Annotated in this window: 18 protein-coding genes; 10 read left to right on the top strand and 8 right to left on the bottom strand. The window is 46.8% G+C overall.

Going from position 1 to position 25,447, the window contains the following annotated elements:
• Window positions 1-378: 378 nt before the first annotated feature.
• Both QUB14_RS06255 and QUB14_RS06250 read right to left on the bottom strand, forming a co-directional pair.
• A complete protein-coding gene (locus QUB14_RS06255; RefSeq protein WP_333215956.1) occupies window positions 379-783 on the bottom strand; it encodes a hypothetical protein in 405 nt (134 codons plus the stop codon).
• A 357-nt stretch (window positions 784-1,140) separates the two neighbouring features.
• On the bottom strand, window positions 1,141-2,628 hold the full coding sequence (locus tag QUB14_RS06250) for a hypothetical protein (RefSeq protein WP_190658571.1): 1,488 nt from the start codon (window positions 2,626-2,628) through the stop codon (window positions 1,141-1,143).
• A 74-nt stretch (window positions 2,629-2,702) separates the two neighbouring features.
• On the opposite strand from QUB14_RS06250, the gene QUB14_RS06245 reads away from it, so the two are divergent.
• From QUB14_RS06245 to QUB14_RS06210, 8 genes are all read left to right on the top strand, one after another.
• On the top strand, window positions 2,703-4,364 hold the full coding sequence (locus QUB14_RS06245; RefSeq protein WP_333215954.1) for a glycosyltransferase family 39 protein: 1,662 nt from the start codon (window positions 2,703-2,705) through the stop codon (window positions 4,362-4,364).
• Between the two features lie 173 nt (window positions 4,365-4,537).
• Window positions 4,538-5,215 carry a DsbA family protein gene (locus QUB14_RS06240; RefSeq protein ID WP_333215952.1) on the top strand — a complete coding sequence of 226 codons (678 nt, stop codon included), beginning with the start codon at window positions 4,538-4,540 and terminating at the stop codon, window positions 5,213-5,215.
• A gap of 83 nt (window positions 5,216-5,298) precedes the next feature.
• Window positions 5,299-5,700 (top strand): heavy metal-responsive transcriptional regulator, encoded by a 402-nt coding sequence (locus QUB14_RS06235; RefSeq protein ID WP_333215950.1) that lies wholly within the window; start codon window positions 5,299-5,301, stop codon window positions 5,698-5,700.
• Between the two features lie 123 nt (window positions 5,701-5,823).
• Window positions 5,824-6,138, top strand: coding sequence for a beta-lactamase hydrolase domain-containing protein (locus QUB14_RS06230; protein WP_333215948.1), 315 nt, complete (start codon window positions 5,824-5,826; stop codon window positions 6,136-6,138).
• A gap of 168 nt (window positions 6,139-6,306) precedes the next feature.
• Window positions 6,307-6,549 carry a thioredoxin family protein gene (locus tag QUB14_RS06225; protein ID WP_333215946.1) on the top strand — a complete coding sequence of 81 codons (243 nt, stop codon included), beginning with the start codon at window positions 6,307-6,309 and terminating at the stop codon, window positions 6,547-6,549.
• A gap of 12 nt (window positions 6,550-6,561) precedes the next feature.
• The gene (locus QUB14_RS06220; protein WP_333215944.1) at window positions 6,562-7,560 is read left to right on the top strand and encodes a permease; all 999 of its coding nucleotides are present in this window, start codon (window positions 6,562-6,564) and stop codon (window positions 7,558-7,560) included.
• A 102-nt stretch (window positions 7,561-7,662) separates the two neighbouring features.
• On the top strand, window positions 7,663-10,578 hold the full coding sequence (locus QUB14_RS06215; protein ID WP_333215942.1) for a cation-transporting P-type ATPase: 2,916 nt from the start codon (window positions 7,663-7,665) through the stop codon (window positions 10,576-10,578).
• 118 nt (window positions 10,579-10,696) lie between these two features.
• Window positions 10,697-11,227 carry a DUF3122 domain-containing protein gene (locus QUB14_RS06210; protein WP_333215940.1) on the top strand — a complete coding sequence of 177 codons (531 nt, stop codon included), beginning with the start codon at window positions 10,697-10,699 and terminating at the stop codon, window positions 11,225-11,227.
• Window positions 11,228-11,450: 223 nt separating this feature from the next.
• Here QUB14_RS06210 and QUB14_RS06205 read toward each other — a convergent pair whose 3' ends face one another.
• The 3 genes from QUB14_RS06205 to QUB14_RS06195 all read right to left on the bottom strand — a co-directional run bounded on the left by QUB14_RS06205 (window position 11,451) and on the right by QUB14_RS06195 (window position 20,467).
• Window positions 11,451-11,600, bottom strand: a complete 150-nt coding sequence (locus tag QUB14_RS06205) for a hypothetical protein (RefSeq protein ID WP_333297115.1) — start codon at window positions 11,598-11,600, stop codon at window positions 11,451-11,453.
• Window positions 11,601-11,791: 191 nt separating this feature from the next.
• Entirely contained in the window at window positions 11,792-16,351 is a 4,560-nt protein-coding gene (locus tag QUB14_RS06200; RefSeq protein ID WP_333215936.1) for a response regulator, read from the bottom strand.
• A 1,005-nt stretch (window positions 16,352-17,356) separates the two neighbouring features.
• Window positions 17,357-20,467 carry an MFS transporter gene (locus QUB14_RS06195; protein WP_333215934.1) on the bottom strand — a complete coding sequence of 1,037 codons (3,111 nt, stop codon included), beginning with the start codon at window positions 20,465-20,467 and terminating at the stop codon, window positions 17,357-17,359.
• Between the two features lie 399 nt (window positions 20,468-20,866).
• Here QUB14_RS06195 and QUB14_RS06190 point away from each other — a divergent pair, with 399 nt between their 5' ends.
• Window positions 20,867-22,243, top strand: coding sequence for a 2-polyprenyl-6-methoxyphenol hydroxylase-like oxidoreductase (locus tag QUB14_RS06190; protein ID WP_333215932.1), 1,377 nt, complete (start codon window positions 20,867-20,869; stop codon window positions 22,241-22,243).
• Between the two features lie 395 nt (window positions 22,244-22,638).
• Here the strand turns inward: QUB14_RS06190 and QUB14_RS06185 are convergent, their stop codons facing one another.
• The gene (locus QUB14_RS06185) at window positions 22,639-23,520 is read right to left on the bottom strand and encodes a lysophospholipid acyltransferase family protein (RefSeq protein ID WP_333215930.1); all 882 of its coding nucleotides are present in this window, start codon (window positions 23,518-23,520) and stop codon (window positions 22,639-22,641) included.
• Window positions 23,521-24,250: 730 nt separating this feature from the next.
• Here QUB14_RS06185 and QUB14_RS06180 point away from each other — a divergent pair.
• A complete protein-coding gene (locus QUB14_RS06180; RefSeq protein ID WP_333215928.1) occupies window positions 24,251-24,442 on the top strand; it encodes a hypothetical protein in 192 nt (63 codons plus the stop codon).
• 317 nt (window positions 24,443-24,759) lie between these two features.
• Here the strand turns inward: QUB14_RS06180 and QUB14_RS06175 are convergent, their stop codons facing one another.
• Window positions 24,760-24,921, bottom strand: a complete 162-nt coding sequence (locus QUB14_RS06175) for a hypothetical protein (RefSeq protein ID WP_333215926.1) — start codon at window positions 24,919-24,921, stop codon at window positions 24,760-24,762.
• A gap of 300 nt (window positions 24,922-25,221) precedes the next feature.
• The coding region (locus QUB14_RS06170; RefSeq protein WP_333215924.1) for a hypothetical protein at window positions 25,222-25,447 on the bottom strand (226 nt) is incomplete at its 5' end.

Raw genomic sequence — 25,447 nt, 5'->3', positions numbered from 1 at the left:
GACATTTTCGGGTTCTATATTTTTCACTTCGTTCAAGTCAGTTACATCATACCTCATCTTTCTGAGAAAGGCTATATGTAGATTTTGAATAATTCTATATGCTTTGAAGTTGCTAGGTTTGCGATACACCCAAATACTTATTACGAGGAGATTTGGTCGCATTTACTACCAGTCAAAACGGTATAATATTAAACCGCCACAGTGAGGACTGCCATCCTCACTACAAAAGTGATTCAAATTATTCAGCGAGAATTGATATGATTGCAGATTGAGTCCGATCAAATCGTTGATTTCGATCGCGCCTGCGTCTCTAATTACAATTGCATTGGGGTCCAGTCGCCCTCGTTACGTTCCACACCCTCCATTAAATCACTCTCCTTAATTAGCAAACAGTCGATCGCGCCCACCGCCGTTGCTGAGTGTATCACTATATCGATCGGCATAACACGAACCAAGTCCGCTGTTTTGAGTCAGAGAACTATGCGCTTTTGGCAATTGACTTCTGTATGGTTCGAGGTAATCCGAACTGAGGATAACAAAGCCTAATTGCAGTTGGCCGGAGCGGCCGCCAGAAGTTGTGCGAACTTTGTCAATTTCTCTAAGGATAAAGGCATATTTTTGAAGTGCCGAGGTAAATTTCTCGATGCAGTCAGATTCCCCAGCCCAAATTCTGGAAACAAAATATCCACCTTCATTGATGCTGGAGTCCTTGAATACAAAGCTTTTGGATGGGGGATTTGCGTATTCCGAGGCTGGAGTCGTTTCCCTTAAAGAAGTGAACATATTCCGTCCTCCAAAAGTGAGTTGAGCGCTAGATGAAGCGCTGGACTCTGACCGCCAGAAGCTGCCAGCTACCTTGTTTATTTCGCTCATTCTTATTTAACCTATCTATCAGTTTCCCCTATTTCTGCCGCACTGCCATCCGCGATCGCACGGAATTTATATTCTGCGTGTTTTCCCGGACTTCCGGCAAACGCGAAATTACCTATCGATCCCATATCCTATCCGTGATACCACTTTCAAAAAAAAATCCAACTGTAAGCAGGTGCTTCAAACCTCGATAGTATTCAGTCATTCCCCTCTCTAAAATCTAAAAGGGTATGACAGACAGTTAATTGATTGGCCTCGCAACTGCACCGCTCAAGATTCTGTGGAAGATGGCGGTTTTTTCCCGGAATTGCGAATATTAATAATCTTGTTGAGCGCCTCAAACCAAAAAGCAGCCCCCATAGAAATAGCTACGCCGCTCAATATCCAACCAAACAATTTTATTATCAAAGCCGACCACAATAAATTCCCCTGCTTATCTCGTTCTAAGCTGTTCTGTTCGCTCCATCCAAAAGGCAGAGCTACCTGATCCAAAGCTCGATCGACATCGTGTTGAACTTTTGTCAGACTGGTTAAATTATTTGATTTAGTCTTAGCATTGTTTGCCACCAACTGCTGAGCGTACAAATTAACATTCGATCGCAGCATCGAATCCTTCGATAACCGATTAATAATATTAATGGTATCAGCATTAGCAGCGACAGAGATCGCAGTTCCGAGCAAAATCGCAACCCCTCGGGCATTCCGCTTGTAAACGCCAGAAGCACGCTGCATCGATTGGTCAAACCAAATTTCAATTTCTTTCTGAAACCGCTGCAACTGCTCTTGAGTATCTCCGCCGCCTTTTTCAGCGCGCTGCGCTAAAATATAAAGGCTGCGTTTCAAAGATTCTGGCATACTGTCCAAGGTTTCTTGAATTTGTTGATAAATTGGACTCTCCTCTTTGATCTCCATAATTTCTGCTACCGTATCTTGACTTTTTTTAACAGTATTTAACAGATTGCTGAAACTCGGTTGCAGTTGCCCCAGCAGCGCCACCCGCTCAATTTTGCTGTCAAAACGAGCCTTGACAAATGCCATATGCCTCTGAAATTCTCTCCCTGCTAGCTCGGTTTCTGGTAGATAAACCTGAGAATCATTAATATAAAATCCTAACTTTTCCGACATCCTATCTAAGCTGTTGTTCAAACTTGCTAAATTGTTTTGATAATCTTCAACCACTCGATTGAACTCCGCAGTCAGCCACCTAAATTCTTGCTGAATAATCGGTTTAGTAGCATCCGGCAAACTCAGATTTTGTCCGATCTGTTGAATTTGTGCTAATTGTAAATTTTTAAATCTTTCCAATCTGGTTTTAGAGATAGAGCTGAGCAAACTAGAAACCTTTAAAGTCTCCAAAAGGCTAGCAGAAAAACACTCGGCTGGAATATAAGAAGGCCCACTGGATTTATTGCCGAAAACATTTTTAGTCCCCGTAACTCCGTGGTAAAAATCTCCCATGCGGTGCGTAACAGAACGGAATCCCTCTGATAAAAGCCCTTTCGCGCTCTGATTCAAATCCTTGATCATGGGATTGGTGTAAATCGAATTGGCCAATTGTCCGACTCGCTTAAATTGCAGGGGATCTTTCGCGCCTTCGCTGCCGCCAGAAATCAGCACTTCGATCGACTTCTTTAAATGTTCCGCCCGCCACTGCAAAACAGTAGCAATCAGTTCCTGAATTTCCGAAGCTAGCAAGCTTAAAGTCAGGTAGATAAAGACTAAGCCAATGATAATATCTATAATTACAGGCAAGTTCATGGTATTTTCCTAGTCGCAAATAACTGCTGTCTAAGTTTACCTTCAGTTTGGGACGCTCAAGACTCTCTTAACTTATGTCAGAAATCTTTCCATTCCTGGGCCGCAAACCGAAAAATCGCTGCAATGACAGCTTTACAGACAAAGTATGGATGCTGGCTTTTCTGTTGGCTGCAGTGCTGATTTTCGGGCTGAATCTGGGCGGCGTGGCTTTGCGGGATTGGGATGAAGGCATTGCAGCGCAGGTAAGTCGCGAAATTTGGCGCGGCAACTTAAATTGGCTGTATCCGACGATCGACTCTATGCCTTATGTCAACAAACCGCCGCTGGTACACTGGCTAATCGGGCTGTGTTTTGCAGCAGGCGGCGTCAGCGAATTGACGGCGAGGTTGGTACCGGCGATGCTGACAGCCACTTCAGTGCCCCTGCTTTACGCCATTGGCAGGGAGTTGTTTCCTCCGCGTTCGAGATCCATTTTTTCTGCCCTCGTTTATCTGACGCTGTTACCGGTGGTGCGGCACGGACGTTTGGCGATGTTGGATGGGGCGGTTTTGTGTTTTTTGCTGGTGGCGATGTGGTGTTTGCTACGATCGCGCCGCGACTTGCGCTACGCTTTGGGGGCGGGGATTGGGTTCGGACTCATTTGCCTGACTAAGGGCGTGATGTTGGGGCTGCTGCTGGCTGCTGTTGGCTGTATTTTTTTGGTTTGGGATACCCCGCGACTCCTCACTTCTGGGTATCTTTGGGGCGGATTGGCGATCGGAACATTGCCAGTAGCTGCTTGGTATTTTGCCCAATGGCTGCACTACGGCCAATATTTCATCCACACTAATTTAGTTAACGAATCTTTCCGGCGCATTTCGGAACCTGTGAGCAGTCACAGAGGCCCGTCTTGGTATTATCTTTTAGAAATTTTAAAATTAGCTTGGCCCTGGCAGTTATTTTGGCTGCAAGGGCTGCGTTTGAGTTGGGAAAATCGCAGTTTTCCCGGGCCAAAATTAGTATTGGTTTGGACTGGAGTATATCTGCTGGCTATTTCTGTGATGACTACTAAATTGCCGTGGTATGTTTTGCCAATTTATCCAGCTTTTGCTCTAGCCGTTGGCAGTTATCTCGCTGAAGTTTGGGAGCAACTGTGGCTGCCGCCAGAGCCGGTCAAAGAGGAAGCAGAAGAACGTTTTGATGCTATTTATTTGTTGCCTCATCCCGCGATTTTGGCAGTGCTGGGTGTAGTTGCTGTCGTCGGTTGCGTGTACTTCAGTGGCTGGGTACGGCTCGGGGGACAAATTATGCCTCCCGAGCGAGATTTGCAGTTAATGCTGATGGTTGTAGGTTTGACAATGACAATGGGGGCAGTGTTGCTGCACCGCAAAGATCGGCAGTTTATATTAGTTTTAATTTGGGGAACTTACCTGACGCTGTTGGTATTGGTGGCTTCAGATAACTGGGTTTGGGAACTGGCGGAGGATTATCCCGTTAAGCCGATAGCCGAAATTGTCCGCACAGGAACTCCGGCGGGTCAACAAGTGTTTACTTCTCACCGCTTGAGCCGTCCATCGCTGAATTTTTACAGTCAACGCCAAGTTATTGTCGCCGACGCGCCTACGCTCAAACAGAAATGGCAAACTCTTTCTCAACCTTATTTTCTGTTAGAAAAACCTGTTTTAAAACATTTAGGTTTGCAGAATGCTGAGATTGTCAAAACAGCGGACGATTGGGTTTTGGTAACTCGAAAGTAAGTTAGGGACATCCAATCAGCGTCTGTATGGGACTGTGGTGGGTGACCCAGTTCCTCTACCGCTCAAGATTGTCCAGGTTGCAGTGATCGATAACAGCATTTTGATCTCACCTTGGACGGAAACTGATCCTTGTACTGGAAAGAAACCCTAGTGGGTCTTAAGGATGAAGTGATATGGAACCGATTCGTATTTTTTACTTTTCCGATGTTCTCTGCGTTTGGGCTTATATTGCTCAGATTCGTTTGGATGAGTTGAAAACAACCTTTGAAGACAAGATTGCCATTGCACAGCACTTTGTCCCTGTCTTTGGTGTTGCTTGTGAAAAACTGGAAAACCGATGGCGCGATCGCGGTGGTTTGCAAGGATACAGCGATCATGTCCAGGAGGTTGCGAAAAAGTTCGCTCACATCAGCGTTCATCCTGATATTTGGACTAAGGTAACACCATTTTCATCGACATCCTGTCATTTGTTTCTCCATGCGATTCAACTACTAGAAACGAAAGATTTAGTGGAGCAAAATCAACAGGTATTTGAAAAATCAACCTGGGCATTTCGGGAGGCATTTTTTACCCAACTGGCAGATGTTTCTGACCGCAAGGTGCAATTTGGAATTGCGGAGGAGTTAAGACTGCCGATCGCTGCTATCGAAGCTCAGATCGATACTGGTGAGGCTTATGCCAAACTATCCCAGGATTTTGAATTAGTCAAAGAGCATACGGTTACAGTCAGCCCCACCCTGATTTTTAGTGAAGGACGGCAGAGACTCAACGGCAATGTGGGCTACCGGGTGATCGAAGCCAATATTCGGGAGTTACTGCACAATCCTCCGGGAGAACAATCATGGTGTTAGGGATGTTGAGTGATCGCTTCCTTTGACGTGATCTCAGTATAGGATTTAGTATTAGTTTACTAGATTGCTAGGTCGTTTTATCAATGTTCAAAATCAGCGAAGTCTCCCGTAGTTTAGGAATCAATCCCCAAACGCTTTATTTTTACGAGCGGATTGGGCTGATTCCATCTCCCCAGCGTACTGAAGCCGGATATCGGCTTTTTAGCCAGTTAGATGTAGATCGACTTGCCTTTATTAGCCGTGCCAAGTCTTTAGGGCTGAGTTTGAATGATATTAAGGAGATTATATCGTTAAAGGAAGGGAAACTACTCACCTGTAAAGCTGTTTATGAAAGACTCAGCAAAAAAGTTAAGGAAATTGAGGAAAATATCGACCAATTGCGATCGCTCCATGATGAGCTAGTACCTTTAGTCGAGCAATGCAAAACCAACTTTGACCATCCCGATCCAGCTTATCAATGCCTCGTCCTTGACACAGAACAATAAAAAACCCTACTTAAAGATCGTCAAAATCAAAAACCAGATATTTTGAAAATCCCCTTGACATTATACATGGTATAGGGTTTATAGTTGAATCAACCAAGATTATCATCTATTGAGTGCGTCATTATGTTTAAAACCATCACCAATACCCTAGCCATTGGTTCTATTACCGAGTCTGAAGCCTTGCAAGAAATTGCCCAAAAAGGCTACAAGACTGTCATTGATTTGTGTCCTGCTGCGGAGAAAAATCAGCTTTATGCGTCAATGGTGAAAGAACAGGCTTTGAAATATGTCAGTTTTCCCGTTTCACCCAAAAACTTGACCGTCGAAACACTAGAAGCCTTCAAGCAAGAGGTGAAAGCATCCCCCCAGCCGATTTATACTCGCTGTGCCTCTGGATTGCGGGCGGGCGTATTTACCTTATTGGTATTGGCAGAATAAGAAGGCTGGACAGAGGCGCAATATCTTGAGCAATTTCCGACTTTGGGAATTGACCAGAAGCCTAACTGTCCTCTTGGAAGTTTTGCTCATACTTACTTTGAGAAAAAAGTCTAGAGAATCTAGACATTAGCTGAACAGAATTAGAGAATACAAAAAAGGAGTTATGCCATGAAAGCGATCGAGATTGAAATTTTGGGTTCAGGCTGCAAAAAATGCCAACAGCTAGAGGCAAATGCCAAACAAGCTGTAACTAATCTCAATTTAAATGCTGAAATTCTGCACATTACCGACCCCATCGAAATCGCTAAACGAGGTGTGATGTCTACTCCCGCCATGACAATCAATGGCAAAGTCGTCAGCAAAGGTCAAGTGCTCAGTCCCGAACAAATTCAGCCCTTATTGCAGCGTTAAAGAGGCAAAGTTATGTTCGATCCATTTTATCCTTTTGATTGGTTGGCAACCCAGATTGTCACCCAACTCTTCGGCTTGTCGATTTCATCGCATTTAGGATCGAGTCTGCATTTCTTTCTTTACGATGTGCCAAAAGTCTTAACATTACTAATTGTAATTAGCTTTATTGTTGGGACATTTCAGAGCTTTTTAGAACCAGAGCGTGTTCGCTCTTTGCTAGAAGGAAAGCGCACTTTTGCGGGAAATATCTTGGCGGCAATGGTAGGAATCGTCACACCATTCTGTTCTTGCTCTGCGGTTCCTTTGTTCATCGGATTCTTAGAAGCAGGTGTGCCTTTAGGTGTGACCTTTTCTTATCTGATGGCAGCGCCAATGGTAAATGAAGTTGCTGTTATCCTGCTGTGGGGATTGTTTGGACTAAAGGTGACACTGATCTATATCGGTTTTGGTGTGGGTTTAGCGATCGCCTCTGGATATATCATCGGATTACTAAAATTAGAAAAATGGGTGGAACCCTTTGTTTGGGAACTGCAAAAATCTCATCAAGAAATACCTCTAGGTGATGAGGACAATCCAGAACCAGTGATGCTGACTTGGGGGCAAAGATTTGAGCAAGGATGGTTCCAGTCGAGCTCCATTGTGCGATCGGTGTGGCTCTATGTCGTGGGCGGTATTGCGATCGGGGCTGGGATTCATGGTTATGTGCCAACAGATTTTATCACTCAATATGCAGGTGCAAATAATCCTTTTGCAGTGCCGATCGCAGTAATGTTGGGCGTGCCACTCTATGCGAACATTGCGGGTGTGATGCCGATTACCGAAGCTTTAGTCAATAAAGGAATGCCAATGGGTACAGTTTTAGCCTTCACAATGGCTGTGACAGCACTATCTCTGCCTGAAATGGTGATTCTCAAAAAAGTTTTGAAACCTCAACTTTTAGCCGTGTTTATTGGGCTAATGACCGTTGGTATTATCAGCATTGGCTATATATTCAATGCTCTACTTTTGTAAAAAAAACGGTTTATAGGCCATAATAAGTCCTGAGTTTAATAAACGCACTTTGCGTGCCGAATAGCTAACCAGCTTCAGTTATCAAACAGGAGTAGATCGGGCATGGCATCATTACACCAACCATTATGGACATTATCAGTTGAAGAAGTCTATGAATCTCTAGGCACTACTGCCAATGGATTATCGGACAATGAAGCGCAAGAGCGATTAGAGAAATTTGGCGCAAATGAATTACCAGAACCCGTCCATCGTCCATTGTGGCTCAGATTTGCCGATCAATTAACCCATTTTATGGCTTTGTTGCTGTGGGTTGCAGGGATTTTGGCATTTATTTCCCGCACACCTGAACTGGGCTGGGCAGTCTGGGCAGTAATTTGGATTAATGCCATTTTTAGCTTTTGGCAAGAGTTTCAAGCTGAGAAAGCTTTATCTGCTTTAAAAAAAGTTTTACCGATGCAAGTAAAAGTGTATCGAGATGGAGAATTAAAGCAAATTCCCGCTAGAGAATTGGTACCCGGCGATGTGATGCAATTGGAAGAAGGCGATCGCATTTCCGCAGATGCACGTTTAATTTCAGCCGAAAGTTTATATCTCGATGTATCGGTGATGACAGGGGAATCTTTGCCTGTGGCGCGAAGTCCTTACCCTGTACGTCTGCGGGAGGCAGTTTCGGTACGTGCTGGCAAAACCATGCTGCGTCAAGGGGAACAGCCCTTGCAAGAAAAGGTAAATCCATCAGAAATTGCTAACCTTGTATTAGCAGGTTCGACGGTAGCAGCAGGTCGAGCAGTGGCGGTGGTTTATGCGACGGGCGCACAGACTGAATTTGGACAGGTGGCGCATTTAACTACAGTAGTAAAACGCGAACCCAGTACCTTAGAAATTCAAGTTGCTCGGATTGTACGGATTATTACAGCGATCGCGCTGGGTATGGGTGCGACTGTATTCGCGCTTAGCTACTTGTTGATTGGCATGAATATTACAGAGAGCTTTATTTTTGCGATCGGGATTATCGTGGCAAATGTCCCTGAAGGTTTATTGCCAACAGTAACATTAGCTCTTGCCCTTGGTGTGAAACGGATGGCGCGGCGCAACGCTCTTGTAAGGCGGCTTTCGGCAGTGGAAACCCTAAGCGCGACTACAGTAATTTGTACAGACAAGACGGGTACTTTGACCAAAAATGAAATGACGGTGCGCTATCTCTGGCTACCGACAGAACCAGAGCAATCTGAACCCAATCGCGATACTCCTCATGATGTCTTAACTAACAGGCTAATTGAAATTACTGGTGCTGGTTACGATCCCACTAATGGCAAAGTTAATATTCCCTCTGATTCCGAAATTGCTTGGAAAGCTAAGGTTTTACTGATTGGTTCGGCACTTTGTTCTAATGCCCGTTTGGTACATCTCAATGCGCCTAGTCGTTGGCAAGAAATCGGCGATCCGACAGAGGCGGCTTTGTTAGTAGCGGCGGCAAAAGCAGAATTGAATTTAGAAAATCTCCAAAAGCAATTCCCACGCTTAAGAGAAATTCCCTTTGATTCTCGCCGCTTGATGATGACAGTGGTTTTGAATTGGCAATCCTCAGAACTATGGTCAAGTGAATTTCCCCATCTGGCTTTTACCAAAGGCGCACCATTGGAAGTTCTAAAACATTGCCATTGGATTTTGCGCGATGGTAAATCGCAAGAATTGACCCACGATTATTGGGATGAAGTTGTCAAAGCCAATGATGATTTAGCCAGACAAGGATTTCGAGTATTAGGGCTGGCGGCGCGTCAAGGTGGACAGGAATTGCTCGATTTGAAAGCACAGGATTTAGAGCAAGATTTGATCTTCATAGGTCTAGTTGCTATGTTCGATCCGCCGCGTGAGGAAGTACCAAAGGCGATCGCCCAATGTCATCAAGCAGGAATCAAAGTAACGATGGTGACGGGTGATTATGGATTGACGGCGGAAGCGATCGCGCGTCAAATTGGTTTAGTTAGCGACAAAGTGCGTGTAGTCACGGGTGAAGGCATGGGACATCTCTCTGACGCGCAACTCAAGCAAGTGGTGAAATATCGCTTTGGTTTAGTGTTTGCCCGGATGTCACCTGAACACAAATTGCGATTAGTGCAAGCTTACAAAGACATCGGCGAAATTGTGGCTGTGACAGGTGATGGGGTGAATGATGCCCCCGCCTTACGCGCCGCCAATATCGGCATTGCGATGGGACAAAACGGTACGGATGTGGCGCGAGAAGCAGCAGATATTGTACTTACTGATGATAACTTTGCGACGATTGTGGTGGCGATCGAGCAAGGAAGGGCGATTTATCAAAATATCCGCAAGTTCATGACCTATATCCTCGCCTCGAATGTGCCAGAAGTCGTGCCATTTTTAGGCATGGTTGCCTTCAAAATTCCACCCGCGCTGACGATTTTGCAGATTCTTGCCGTAGATTTAGGCACGGATATGGTTCCAGCCCTAGCTTTGGGTGCAGAAATTCCCGAAGCTGGGATTATGGATCGTCCACCCCGTCCAAAAGAGGAGTTTTTACTCAACGTTCCTTTAATATTACGCGCCTATCTCTTTTTGGGTACGATCGAAGCAGTGCTATCAATGTTGTGCTTTTTGATGGTTTGGTGGAGCTATGGCTATTCGTTGGCAGACTTGCAACAAGTCACTCCTGCAATCCTCTCTCATACTGCCGATCCTACGGTGACGGCAATCTATCGCCAAGCGACAACGATGACTTTAGCTGCGATCGTAGCTTGTCAAATAGGTAACTTATTCGCCTGTCGCTCTGATTGGGGTTCGGTATTCCGTCAGTCGTTATCAAATAATAGTTTGCTCTGGTTAGGAATAACTGTTGAATGTGTTGCCCTATTCGCATTCATCGACTTCCCACCCTTCAGACAAGTATTTGGAACAGCTTCACTAGCCAATTGGCATTGGTTGATTTTGTTAGCCTGTCCGCCCATTTTGATTGGTGCCGAAGAACTTCGCAAGCTATTACTTCGTAATCGGCAATAAGGCAACCTTAAAAGCTCTTTTTAGAACCAGAGCTAATGTAGCAAAAAAAAGAGGATTAACATCCCAAAATTTTGACTCAGGAATTGCAAGACATTTTAAATTGTTGAGGACTTTTGTGATGAACTTTATTTACTTTAACTGCTCTAAAATTCGCCCGATGCGGTGGCTGCTGGCTGCTTGTATCTGCGTTTTACTGCTTGTCTGTATTCCCTTACCTGCTTTTTCTGCTGTGACGGAAATCGAAGAATATCCAGGGCAGATGCTGTATCAATCCCGGCAAAAACTGCACGATCAGAACGGAAATTCTTGGCAGGCGATCGCCTTCAAACGCATCCATCCTGAAGGTAGTTCTACTGTCTCTCTGCGCGTCGTGGGCTTTCCTGGTGCGGTGGAATTCGATCGCACTCAACCGCTGATTCTGAGAACATCTATGGGCGAAACTCTAACCGCCAAGGATATTTCTAGCGAAATTTCTAAGGACACACCAACCCCAGCGAATGTCGCAGAATATGACATTAAGTCTGTCCTACCGCAGTTGCAGGCTGAAATTCCCCTTCACCTAACTTTACCGATGGTAACTGGCTCAGCGATCGAGTTACAAATCCCATCCACGGCGATTCAAGAGTGGCAAACAATTTCTGCTCATTGACTAACTCCAAAAAATCAAACCGATGAATCCCCAACTCTCAACATTTTGGAGCTTACCCACAGATCGAATGCTTCAACAGACGCACTCGATCTGTGGGTTTAACCCGTCAAGATGCGAAACAACGCTTGATCTAGTACGGCGTGAATAGCCTCAAACAAACACACAAATCGAGCGGATTAATGCTGTTGATTAAGGGACTACCAAATAAAAAACTCGTCCAAAATCAAGCGGTACTGTAAACAATATCGATAAACCACTTACCGAGATTGGGGAGGCTATCCCCAACCGGTTGGGAAAGACGCTGAATCTGAGTTTCAACTTCAGCCATTTCCAGAGTTGTGAGCTTAACCCCAGTTTGATAAGTCAAGGTCACGAGTTTGACTATCGGATGTTTACCTCTCCGGGGACTGGAAGAGTTTATTTCTTGGATGTCCCTTAATAGTTAACAGTCCCCTCCTTGGGGTGGGTGAGATAACTTTCGATTGTCTAGTGTTGCTTCAGATGGACAGCCTTACCCGGAGCGGACTTGAATTTATGGGAAATCAATCGGACAGGATCTAACCGCTAACAATCAACAGACTGCATTTCTATTTTCAACGCCGTTTCGACTCTTTGATACTCCGCCTCAACCTGTTCTAAAAGCGCGCAGGCCGGATCGGGTAAAGGTTGGTTAGCATTTGTTCCCATGCGGCCCATGATTTCGAGTTCCTCGCACAGCTCAAACAAGCGAAAAGCACCGAGAGTACCGCTAATCGACTTTAAAGAGTGAGCCGATCGCCGCAAAGCCAGCGGATCGGCGTTGCTCAGGGCCATAGAGATGCCTTGCAGCAGTTCGGGAGCTGTTTCGAGGTAAATCTCGATCGCCTCGTCCAAAGCTTCCACTTCTCGCAGTCCCTCTATAATCTTGGCACTCAGGGAATCGTGGCTCTGTGACAAAGCCCGATCGAGATTTGATGCACCGCGATCGTCGAGTGCGGCCGAATTGGGAATTGTCAGTTGTGGATTTCCTGCAACAGCCACATTCGATCGCACTTCTAATTCACTCGTTTCTCCGATATGTTCCGCCGGGGCATCCAAACAAACGATCGGCTGCAGGCGATCGAATGCGGAGTTCGATCGAGATTTACACCCGATCAAAGCTCGCACCAACTGGTCAATGGCGATCGGCTTACTCAAATAGTCGTCCATCCCCGCAGCCATACACTCTTCGCGATCGCCCTGCATCGCATTTGCCGTCATCGCCACAATCCAAGGTCTCGTCGATTTTCGATTTTCGATTTTCGATTTTCGATTGTTAGATTCCTCCTCAGTCAATTTGGGATTTGGGATTCTGGATTTTCCATTATTAGATTGCTCTTCTGTTGCGGAAACTTTCGATTTTCCCGTGGAATTTTTGGTCGAGTCTAGATTATTAGATTGCTCATTTGTTACGGAAATTTCTGATTCTCCCGTATGATTTTCTAAAGTTAAATCTGCTGAAAATTGCTCGCGGATGCGGCGGGTAGTTTCCAGTCCGTCCATTTCCGGCATTTGCACATCCATCAGCACCACATCGTAAGGCTGGCGGCGCAAAGCTTCGAGCACTTCGATACCGTTTCCCGCCACATCCGCGCGGTACCCCATCCGCTGTAAAATTTGCAAAGCCACCTTCTGATTCACCAAATGATCGTCAGCCAACAGAATCCGCAGGGGTAAGTCCTCAGCCAGCACGGGTATGCTTTGCAAGAAAGGCCCGCTAGTGCGCTGCCCTTTAAATTCAGTTGTCTGCTCTCCAAAAATATTGATTAAAACATTGTAAAGCTGAGATTGTTTGATGGGTTTATTCAAAAAAGCAGCAAAATCCATCTCCATAGCAGGAGAGTTAATTTCTTGCCTGCCGATCGAAGTTAGCATCACTAACGGCAACTTTTCGCAATCAGGATACCGGCGAATTTGCGCCGCTAAAGCTAACCCGTCCATTTCCGGCATTTGCATATCCAAAACTGCCAAGTCAAACATCTCTTTAGCAGCCAGCCAATCTAAAGCCAAATGAGCCGAAGCTGAAGCCCTAGCCACCATTCCCCAAGACTGAGCTTGGAGAGTCAAAATTCTGCGGTTGGTAGCATTGTCATCGACAATTAAGACTCGCTTGCCAGCTAATTCAGGTTGGGAATTGCTCAAGCTAACTGGTAAGCAACTGTTGCAGGCAGAAACGATCGTACTGAAATAAAAAGTAGAGCCAACGGATTTCGTATTTTGGCCGAGCGGCTTGTTGCTGAGTACAGATTTGCCAGAGGCGTATTTTTCGGCAATTTCGCAAGATTCTGCCCATCCCAAATCAAAAACTGCCGACGATCTAAAATCTGCAGGAGGATTGCCCGCGACACTACCCATACTTTCCACCCACATCCGGCCGCCCATCATTTCGGCCAAACGCTTGCTAATTGCCAAACCCAATCCGGTACCGCCGTACTGCCTGCTCGTTGAAGAATCAACCTGGCTGAAAGATTTAAATAGCCGATCCATGCGATCGCTCGGAATGCCGATACCGGTATCTTTGACCGCAAAATGTATTTCGTATGCTGGGTTAATTACTACCGGTTCGCCATTAATTGCTGGCGGTTCTTTAGCGTTAGCCGCTGACACTGAAATCTTTTTGGCAGTCACCGCAACCACCACTTCTCCAGCTTCGGTAAATTTAACCGCATTACTGAGCAAGTTGATTAAAATTTGCCTCAAGCGGGTGCTATCGCCGATCGCCGTTGCCGGTACTGTACGATCGATCAAGTAACCCACTTCCAGTTTTTTTTCTGCCGCCTTGGCAGCTACCAAGTCTAGAGATTCCTCAATGCAAGTGCGGATGTCAAACGGATGTTCCTCCAAGTCCAATTTGCCCGACTCAATTTTGGAGAAATCTAGAATATCGTTGATCAGCGTCAGCAAGGCATCGCCGCTGCTGCGGATAGTTTCTACAAAATCGCGCTGTTCGCGAGTTAAGGGGGTATCCAACAGCAAACCTGTCATGCCGATGACTCCATTCATCGGAGTGCGAATTTCGTGGCTCATGGTGGCTAAAAATTCGCTTTTGGCTCTAGTAGCCGCCAGTGCTTGATCGCGAGCTTTTGCCAAATCTACGTCGGTTTGCTGGCGTTCGAGTTCGCTTCCCACCCACTGAGCCATCAGTTTCACCAACTCTCTGTCTACAACTCGGAACGGTTCTGTCACAGGAGTCGGAGAAAAGAAGCACAGAGTGCCGTAAACTTCACCTGCCACCGTGACGGGAATGCCCATGTAAGCTTCGATGGGGAAGGCTCGATCGTCGCTGTTGAAGGAAAAACCCGAAAATCTTACCGATTCAAAGTAAATCGGTTCTTTTGCCATTGCCGTAGCCACGCAGAAGGTTTTTTCCAGATCGTAGATTTGTTCTTTGACGATCGACCCGTCGGGACACTCAACAGCCATTATTTGATAGTTGTCGCCTTGAATGCGGGACAAAATTCCCACGGACAGACCTAAATGCCGGCATCCCATTGCCAGCAGTTCTTGGAGGCGCAAATCAAAGGTAGAGAGGTGGTTGAGCGGGTCTGTACGAGGAGCCGAAGTCACTTGGTACAACGCTTTTATTGCAGCTTCGCTTTCTCGCAGTTCTTGTTCTGTTTGCTTCCGCACGCTGATGTCGCGGGAAATGCCGATAATTTCTTGGACTTCGCCGGTTTGGGGATCGCTGATCGTGCGGCCGGTGGTTTCAAACCAAATGTATTTGCCGTCTTTGCGGCGGATGCGGTAGCTGACGGTGTAAGTAACTGGGAGCGCCAGGACTTTCCAGTGAGCTTTGGCAATGGTTTCTAAATCGTCGGGGTGGAAATAATCGTTGGGGACGCGGCCGATGAGTTCCGAAGGTTCGTATCCCAGCAAAGCCCGGCTGGCTGGGGAGACGTAAACAAACACGCCTTTGGGATCGTGTCTGGTGATCATGTCGGTTGAGTTTTCGGCCATCAACCGATAGCGGTCTTCGCTTTCATTACGTTCGAGTTGAGAATTGCCCAATGCTTCTAGCATTCGGTTGATGGCGTCGGCCAAGCTTGAGAGTTCATCTGCTCCGGCCATCTGAACTCTCAAGCTTGGGTCGCCGTTGGCTGCGATGTTGCTGACGCTGGTGCTCAAGGAAGCCAATCTCGCCAAGACTAATTTTTCTAGCAACAGCAGGGTGATCCCGCTAAATATTAAACCTACTGTCAGTATTGATAAGGTAAACAGCTCCAAGGTAGCCTGACCTTGGCGGGAGATGACGCGATCTGTCTCTACCCGCAGCAGCAACGCTAGGTTGCCGTGGATGTCGCGAATCAGGGCGTATCCTGCGACGAAGGTGTCGCTGAGTGGCTCGACTAAAATTTCTACTGATTTGAGGTGGGAAATTTTGAGTTTGAGATTTTCCAAATCCTGCCTGGATGGAGCCATCGCCTTGGCGCCGTGCGCGGAGTAGTTCGTGGCTCCGACTTTAAAATCCAAACTCGGCAATCTAAAATCTACTGACAGGTGAGTTAGTTTTGAAAGCAAACCGATTTCGCTGCTGTCGAGATAGCGTCCCACGATCAGCGTCCCGCGCGGCGGGCCTTGGGCGTTGCTGTTAAAGATCGGCTTTGAAGCAATCAGCAGCGTGGCTTCGGGCAGGGTGAGGACGCCTGTTTTGGCGGCGGGGCGATCGCCCGAGACTGTCGGTGAGTCGAGCAGCGCCTCGGTCAAGTGCTGTTTTAAGCTTTCGGGAATCGGGATTTCGGTTTGGGATTTAAGGTCGAAACCTTTGCTGAAGATCGTCTTACCGTTGGAGTCCAGCAGCACCAATAAGTTTAGTCTCAAGTAAATAAATGTCGAATCGACGAAATTTGACTTGACAAAATTTTCGTTCCGTGTTTCGACGAAAGAGTAAGTATCGTCCCACTCGGCGTAATCTTGGGCGCTGGTGTCTAAATTCGACAAGTCATCATCTAATGCGTCCAAAGCCCGTGCGACATCCTGGCGGACGTACTGTGCCTCCAGGTTGTGAAAATCATGCAGCAAAATAGTTGATGCAGTGGCATAGAGAACCACAATCAGGCTGATCAGCGCTGCACCGATGATTAATAGTGTTTTTTTTCGGAGTTGCATGGCGTCGCCCTCCTCACGGTGCTACTAGGCAACTAGCCAGGAGAGGTTTGAGACGTAGGTTGTTTAGCATTGGCGATCGCAGGGCCTGCGTGTTTGGACTGTTCTGGGGTGACTTGGTAAAGCCCTTGGTATTTCCAAGGTATCCGGTATGTTGCCCCCCACAGTCAGTGTAGTATTTTCACAGCTTTAGTTCCCTATTATGCACAACCTATGACCTACAAGTTATAACCTGACGATCGGCATCTTCAAAGGAAACGGGCGATCGAACTCAAAACAGTTCGCGTTTGATACTGACGCAGCCAGGGAGGCGGGCGGGGGAGCATCCCACTTTTTCACAGCCAAGCTAGAAGAAATTGGAGTTTTGAGGCAGGAGGCAGGAGGCAGAAGGAAAGAGGAAGAAGCAAGCAGCCAGAAGAAGTATTTTTACAAATATTTTTACAAATATTCAGATGCTCCCGGTGGGCGGTTGGTAGAACAGGCGTGCTGGGTTGAGAACCCTCACTATTATTGTACCTAAAAATATTGAGGAGAGAGCGGACTGGCGCGGCGAGTTGGGCCTGCCAAAAGGTTCTCATGCCCATAGCTGTTTTAATTTTTGTCGTTGAATAGCAATCGTTGCAGGAGTAGCGGAATAAGCCCAAAAGCCTATCCAGCCTAGAAGCTTGAACCGCCTGCAAAAATTTTTATAGCAGAGGCTAAGAATATCCGGCGACTTTTCATTTATTACATCCTAAAATAAAATATACAACAATCACAAAAATCAGTTTTTTACTTTTCTATTTTGAATTAATCTAAACTGCTAATTAAGATTTATAAATCCACAGTTTGCACAATCCTCAACAAACTGGTAGACGGGTTTACCCATAACATTATTCAACAGTACCAACAAATTAATACGAACCCGTTCCCACTCCCAGATCAAATCCTTTACTAACATTAATGCCTGAGATCAGTAGAAACTGATCTCAGGCACTATTTGCAATCCGATCGCAACTTGAGTCTTTTTTACCGGATGACGGCTAAAGCACCGGCGCCGGCAGCAGCAGCGGCCGAAGAAAGAGCGGTGAAAAACAGCCACCAAGAGGCAACTTCTGCTGCTTTCCGGGTTTCTTCGGCTTGTTTTTCGGCTTGCAGTTTGATGCTTTCGAGGCGAAGCTGCGCCTCTTGCTGCAAGCGTTCTGCTCTTTGCAAGACGCTGTTGCGGCTTCTTTCAATTTGGTCGATCAAGCGGTTGGCATCTGCTTCGGAAATGTCCTCGCGGGAACTCATTAGTGCTACTAAAGTATCGCGGTTGAAATGACCCAGCCGATCGCGCAAAGCGTCAAATCCGGCTTGCGGGTCGTCAAATAACTTCCGCACGTCCCGCGTAATGCCTTCGTAGTTGAGTTCAGGGCGATCGAGCGAATTGAGGTAATCCCGAATTTTTCCGAGAACCCCGTCAATTACCGACTGAATACCCTCCTGTATTTTCTGAATTTGCATTGCGAACTCGTCACGCACCGACAAAATTCCATCGACAATGCGATTGGCTTCTGCTTCAGAAATATCCGGCCGCTGAGACAGCAGAGAAACAACTGTAGCTCGATCGATGTGCGACAAGCGCTCGCCCAAACTGTAAGCGCCGACTTTCGGGTCATGCAGCAGCAGTTGCAAGTCGCGCTTGATGGCGTCGGGATTTAATTCATCCTTGCCTGTATTACGCAAATAATCTTGTAAAACACTCTGAAAATCCTGCACTTGGCTTTGCATCCGCTTTGCCAAACGGCGCGGCGCTTTCACAATCGAGCCAAGGGTTTCCTGTACTTGGTTGATAATTTGATTGACTTGTTCCTCACTCAAATCTTGTCTCTGAGAAAGCAGTTTTACCAAAGTATCGCGATCGACTTGAGACAGGCGGCCCCGCAGCGCTAAAGCTCCTTCTTTGGGATTTTCCAGCAGTTTTGTCAAATCCCGCTTAATCCCTTCTGGATTGAGTTCTGATTTGCCAGTATTGCGAAGGTAATCTGCAAGGGCGGTGGTGGTATTGTCGTACTGATCCTTAGCTTTTTCGGCTAACTTTTGCGGCGCATGCAGCGCGCCCTGCCAAGTTTCTTCGGTGCTGTCGAGAAGCTGATTTACTTGGTCTTCGCTGAGGTCTTTCCGCTGAGATAGCAATTTTACCAAAGTTTGGCGATCGAACTTAGAAGCTCTAGCTCTCAGCGCCCACATTCCCGCTTCCGGGTTGTCCAGCAGCGTTTTCAAATCGCGCTTGATGCCTTCGGGATTGAGTTCTTCTTTGCCCGTAGACTTCAAGTATTCTTGTATTCTTTGCCACTGGTTGTCTAGTCGGGCTTGCGCTGCTTCTTGCAGACCTTTAGCATCTGCTAAAACTACATCTCGCGTCCTTTCCAACTCTTGAACAATCTGTTCTACTTCCTGGAATCCGAAGTTTTCGCGACCTCGGAGAATTTGCACAAAACTGTCGCGGGTGTAAGGAGAAAGCCGATCGCGCAACTGTTCGTAACTAGCGTCGGAATCCTCTAAGATTTTTTTGAAATCGCTCCCGATACCTGCTGCTGTCAGTTCTTCTTTCGGCGTCAGTTTCAAATAAGTTTCCAGTCGCCACTGCAAATCGCGAGATTTTTCTTGCTCCTCAGCAAAGATTACGGTTTGTAAAACGCGCTGTCTAATTGCTTCTAATTCCTGGGAAATTTGTTTAATTTTGTCTTGGGTAAAAACACCTCTACTAGCCAGGATTTCGGCAAAATTAGACTGTTTTAGTTTTTCTAATTCGCGGCGCACAGTTCCTGGATCGGCCGTAGGATCGTAGAGAACGTCCCGAAATTCGCGCTCGATGGCTTGGGGGTTCATCTGCCACGAATAAGTGTTGAGTAGGTAGTTTTCTACGTCGGCACGAATTGGGCTGTAAGTTACGGGTTCGCCTTTGACTTGAGCGGTAATTTTATCAGTTTGCTGGGTAACTTTGTCTTTAGCTTCTTTGAGCTGACCGACTACTTTTTCAAGATCCAAGTCAGAAATATCCGTGCGACCCAATACTATTCCCATTAAAGCATTGACTGCCATTGTCGTTGCTTGGGACATCATGGTCGGGCTTTGTTCAGAATTTTGACCGCTCAGATTACCGCCCAGATTGCTGAGGACTTTTTCTACCCTACTTGCTAATGTATCTGAGACCAAATCTCCCGATTTGGCAGATTTGAGATAGTCTACTAATTGGGCGATGCCGTCTGATTGCTGCCCTTGTTTTCCTACTTGTTTCCAAGCATCTTGAAGTTGGTCTACAATCCGGTTTACGTCGCGTTTTGATAAGTCCGATCGCGAACTTACTAAATCTACGAGAGTTTGCCGATCGAGATTCGGCAAATTTTCGGCTGCAATGGTTTTTAGTTGGGGATCGTTGAGCAATTTTTCAAACTCGCTACGCATCCCTTTGATGTCTAATTCTGGCGGTTTGAGGCTTTGGATGTAGTCTTCGACGTTTTCGCGCAAGCTTGTGGGGTCGATCGCGCTACCCAGTTCGTGGCCCACTGCTGCTGCTGCTGCTTTCGCGGTGGCGACTACTTGGTTGCTGGCTGCTTTTGCGCCGATGGCCGAGGCTGCCGTGCCGACAATGGCTTGAAAGCCTGATGTGGCAGTGTTGACGACGGAACCGATCAGGGAACCGACGGTGGTGGAGCTCACCCAAACAAGCATTGAGAAATAGGTTGCCCACACGACTAAACCGACGATCGCACCTAAACCGGGACTGCTAATCAAGCTGAGCTTAACTGCTAGCAAGCAAGCAAAGAATAGGGCAATGGTGACGGTGACTAGCGTCCAAGTACCTACCTTTCGGCCGATGTGGCGGACTGGGGAGCTGCCGCTATCGGAGTGGTGGCCGTCGTCGTGGGATTGTCCCATGTACGAAAGGCCCGCGGCTACTGATAAATTTGTTAGCAATAGTTGGAAAGCGCAGGCGAGCACCACTCCAGCTATCAAGGCGATAAAAAATTGCGGCCCGGAATAGAGGAGTGCTGCGTCTTCTGCTGTGTTTGTAGTAGTCTGCTCTACTGGCACTTGGGCCAGCCAGAACCCGATGTTATACAGTTGTGGATTTATTGGCAAATTTTGATACATAGTATATTCCTCGTTAAGGAGTGGGTGCGCGCGCTCATTGGCGCAAGTTAACCAATGTATAGTTTTAGACTCATGCCCCCAATGGCAAGCATCGCCTTATTGACGAGCTAAAGCATCCCCCTACAGTTGGAAGTGTAGAAATATGTCTGCGGCCGGCTGTCACTTTCGGAATATTTGTGCTATGTAAATTGGCAGTTGTGAAGTTGTTAGCTCTCAGGTATGAGTCAGGTGCGCTGCGTCGCATCCGAGATAGATGGTAGTAATGGTAAGTCGGATTAAAATAAGGGCAGAGGAAAATCTTTGGTCGATCGATATTAAGAGTCGGCACAGAAGCCCAGACAAATTGTTCACAATTGATCAACCAAGGCCATAGCAAATTAGCTTGGAAGGGATTCGAGAGTGCAACGAGAAAGTCATGCAATTATTATTGGCGGGAGTTTAGCAGGACTGTTGACCTCTAGAGTATTAGCAAAACACTTCGACCGAGTAAGTATTGTTGAACGAGATTTTTTTCCTGAACCACCCGCACCTCGCCCCGGGATTCCTCAATCCCGTCACCTTCACATTCTTTTAAATCGGGGGAAAATCATTCTAGAACAGTTGTTTCCCGGTTTGGAAAACGAACTGGTAGCTGCTGGTGCTCCTAGGTTAAATCCGAAGTCGATCCGGTGGTTTAGTCCGGCGGGTTGGGCCCCGCAATCTAGCCCGGATCTCAATGATTTAATTATGTTCAGTCGGGATTTACTGGATTGGCAAATTCGCCGCCGATTGGCTGAAAATACGAACGTGCATTTCCTCGAAGGAGGCACAGTAACGGGGTTGCTGGCGAATGCCTCATGCACGGAAGTTGCTGGCGTGTCGGTGCGTTTTCGCGATAGCCACAACCCGGGTAACATCCATGCAGAAAATTTGTATGCAGATTTAGTAGTCGATGCTGGCGGCAAAGTTTCCAAAACACCTCAATGGTTGAAAAGTTTGGGCTATGAACCTCCGCAAGAAACCGCTATCAATGCTTTTGTCGGCTATGCCAGCCGCATCTATGAAGGCAGCGGTAAATTGTCAGACACTGCGCCAGTATTTGTGTCAACCGCACCGCCATTTCGCACCCGTGGCGGTGCAATTTTTCCGATCGAAGGCAATCGCTGGCTGGTGATTATCATCGGGGGCGATCGCGATTATCCGCCCGCAGACGAAGCAGGTTTTCTAGAATTTGCCCGCACTTTGCCAACCCCGACAATTTATGATGCAATTAAAGACGCAGAAGCGATAACACCTGTTTATAGTTATCGAGGTACAGAAAACCGTTTGCGCCACTACGAGCGGCTCCCTCGTTACCCTGAAAACTTAATAATTATCGGTCATGCAGTTTGCGCTTTTAACCCGATATACGGACAGGGAATGACCGTTGCTGCACTAGATGCTCAGATGCTAAATGAATGTTTGCAAAAGCAAAGAAAGCGGTATCCAGAGGGCGATTTAACAGGCTTTGCACGACAATTTCAACAAAAACTAGCAAAAATACACACTATTCCCTGGATATTTGCCATCAGTCAGGATTCTCGCTATCCGGGAAGTGAAGGTGCAAAACTAAACCTCGCTACGAGGCTGACAATTGATTACATGGATCTGGTGTTAAAAGTGCTGGTCCGAGATGCTAAAGTTTGTCAAGCTTTTTTGGAAGTTCTGCACATGATTGAGTCGCCGACGGTACTTTTTACTCCCAGTATTGCGCTTAAGGCGATCGGGCAATTAGTCACCGTTCGGCAGAAGGCATAATTAATATAAAGAGTTTATACAGAATCAGGTTATTTTTGCCCATTCTATTTTATGACTGCCGATGAAAGAAGATAAACGCCGAGTAAATTATATTCCTCTGCGTGTATTTAACCTAATATTATGTCCCCTCCAGCCTGGATAATAAAAAGCGTGACTTGGGCGGCTGCGGTTTTCGGGTATTTCACGTAATAAGATGGGTAAAATCCGATTTTGTACTGCAATTATAGGTTGTTGAAATAAATTATTAGATTTATTTCAACAATTGTTTGTAATCAGGACTTACCCACAGGACTCAAGAAACCGGGTTTTTTGCCCATATCCCTCGCGCTTCACGCTATATTTTCGTAACAAAAATGGGTTTTTGCATCCTAGACTAATATAGACTTGTGCAATTCTCACTTACCAGCCAAACAATCTAATTGTTCTTGCATTTGGGCGGTAACTCGATCGAAACAAGCATCAACATAATCGCGATCGCGCACCGCCTCCGAACCGTACCTCTCAAATACAATCGGTTTGCAGACGCGAGTCCGAATTTGCACGGGTAAAGGCAGGTTCGGCAAAGGCCCAATACCCAGTCCCCAAGGCAATCCCAAATACACCGGAAATACCACCGGATCGATGCCAAATAGCCACGGCATCCCCCATTCATGCAATTGCTTAACTTGTTCGTACAAATCTGCCAAAACTATCAAAGTATCGTGTGCACCGTGCGATACAATCGGTACAATTGGCACTTCTTCTCGCAATGCTAATTTGATAAATCCCTTGCGTCCGGCAAAGTAGATTTTATCCCGCAAGTGGTGGGGGCGAAAAACATCTTGGGCGCCGCCCGGATAGACGAGAACTGCGGCATTTTTGCGTAAAGCTGCGATCGCCATTTTCGGATGCGCCTTGAGGGCACCACACTGAACCCCCATGCTAGCAACATCAGGAGAAACTTGCCAAACCGTCGGGTGCATCAATCCGTAGGCCAAGCGTTCCGTGCCGTACCTGCGGAACCATTCGTATAGGAACATAAACATATCAGGAGCGGCAAGTCCCCCGTTGTGAGAACCGACTACGAGCATTTTTCCGCTCGCGGGTACGTGGTGCCAGCCGTCGCTTTCTACGCGAAAATAGTAGCGGTACAGCCATTCCCAGATTGGCAACAAAAGCTGAATGAAGTCGGGATTGCGATCGTCTAAAGATAGACCGTCAAAGGGATACTTAGAGGATTTGCCGTCTTTTTTGTTAGTAGTTTTTGTCACTGCAAAAATATTTAACGTTTTGGTCATTGTATAGCAGAAGGAAGAAAGCTTGAGCTATCTAAGAGAGAAAGAAGAAGAGAGAATCTCAGTTGTGCTTTTACTCTTCTTGTGCGTGCGAGCTTCTCGCTCGCCCTACAAAAAATGATTTTTACTCTCATTAATATGCTCCCCTTCAGAAGGAACCTACCTCATTAGCTTCAGCAAGAAAAAACGTCCTAACCGTCGAGTGCGGTTGCTATATCAATATAATTAAATCAGAAATTGCACCAATATTTGGTTTCTAATTTGAGCCGGCTGGTTTTGTTCGGAGGTTTTGTGCTGGTTGTCTATTTTGTTGGTTCAACCTGCCTTTTGTATCTTTAAACAGACAGGCGATCGAACCGCAGCAGGCCAAGTAAAGCGTCAGCGAGTAAATATAAAGAAACCATCCAAGTTGCTTACTTAAGAGCCAGAACCAAGGGCACCTGAAGTCGAGGAACTACAAGCCGGCGTTGCGGCGACTAGAATCCTTAATGGAAATGTCTCCACAGGAACAAAACTGTTTGGAAACAGCTACAGCAACTGTAGTTGGCCGATCGCGCGGCGGCTTTAGCCACCAAAACACAACCCTGCCTAAAGCCCATTGGTTTCCGTTTTGGAAGATTTTATCAAATTGAGGCCACCCATCGGGTCAATGCTAGCGATTTGCGCTGTTTGCCGCAATTTTAAGTAAGGTGCGATCGACAGTGGAGTTATGTCAGCGAGATCGAAGAACTGTATGCGGTTTGCGGCACCCGACGAGGACGATGGGGTCGATCGCACCAATCGCCTCTCACTCAGAATCTTGGAGCATCTCAAGCACCATCTCGCTCTCGAAGCTGCCAAGAATTCACCGGAAATGCAGAAAAATATTACTCAACTGCAACAACTGGCAGCTAAATGGTTTAACGAACACCTGACAAGATCTTGACGGACAAGAAAGGACTTGCATTCCTAGTAAACTCTCACCCATTTAAATAGTTAACAGTTAACTTTTGACTGTTGACTTTCCCACTCCCTCACTCTCCCCGCTTTCCCTCTCTCGTCTTGTCCCCCTCCCCCGCTCTGCCATAACGAGCAATTTATAGGCGCAGCAGCTTAATTTGTGTGGGCTTAACTCTCAGAAAAAAATAAATTATATAGATAAAACTTGACTTACAGCCATAAAAAATGTTATGTAGAGCTTTTTCCTGGAAGACAAATCGATTTTTTTGCTATATTGACCTGCAATAAAGATAATAGTTTTGATCAGATGAGGAGTTGAACGGATGAAAAACTTGAGTTACTGGAACAAACCCGCTGCATTGCTGGGCGCGATCGCGATCGCAGCCGGAAGTTTGCAAGCAAATGCGGCAAATGTTGCCACCCCATCAACATCCACTGCCCGTCAGGATGCTGAAAATACTTCATTTGAAGATAGCGCCACTTTTCAAATAGCCCAAGCTGGCAACAGTTGCCGCAAAGTCACTCCCAAAGAAGGTTTGACGGTTCGCCAGAGTCCAGACCCCAAATCCCCTAGAGTTGGCGGTGTACCACTTAACACTCAGGTAACGCTGTCCCAAGGCGCTACTTCTGTTAAAGCCTCCGACGGCCGCCTCTGGATTCCAATTACCGCTCCCGTAAAAGGGTATGTAGCTAGCGGATACCCCAACAATGAGGCTAATTTAGGTTCGTGCACGACAGCCAGCACAATTAGTCAAACTCCTTCCCCTAGTCCAGCACCGGCACCGGCACCAGCACCGGCAGCGACACCAGCACCGGCACCTGCTGCGACACCAGCACCGAGTCCAAGTCCTGCACCTGCTGCGACACCAGCACCAGCACCTGCTGCGACACCAGCACCAGCACCTGCACCAGCGCCAGCACCAGCACCAGCACCAGCACCAGCACCAGCACCAGCACCAGCACCAGCACCAGCACCAGCACCAGCACCAGC

Source organism: Microcoleus sp. B3-D2, assembly GCF_036705345.1.
In the GTDB taxonomy this organism is placed as follows: domain Bacteria; phylum Cyanobacteriota; class Cyanobacteriia; order Cyanobacteriales; family Microcoleaceae; genus Microcoleus.
Note: the sequence above shows the minus strand (reverse complement) of the source record. Positions and strands in the feature narration are given on the sequence as shown.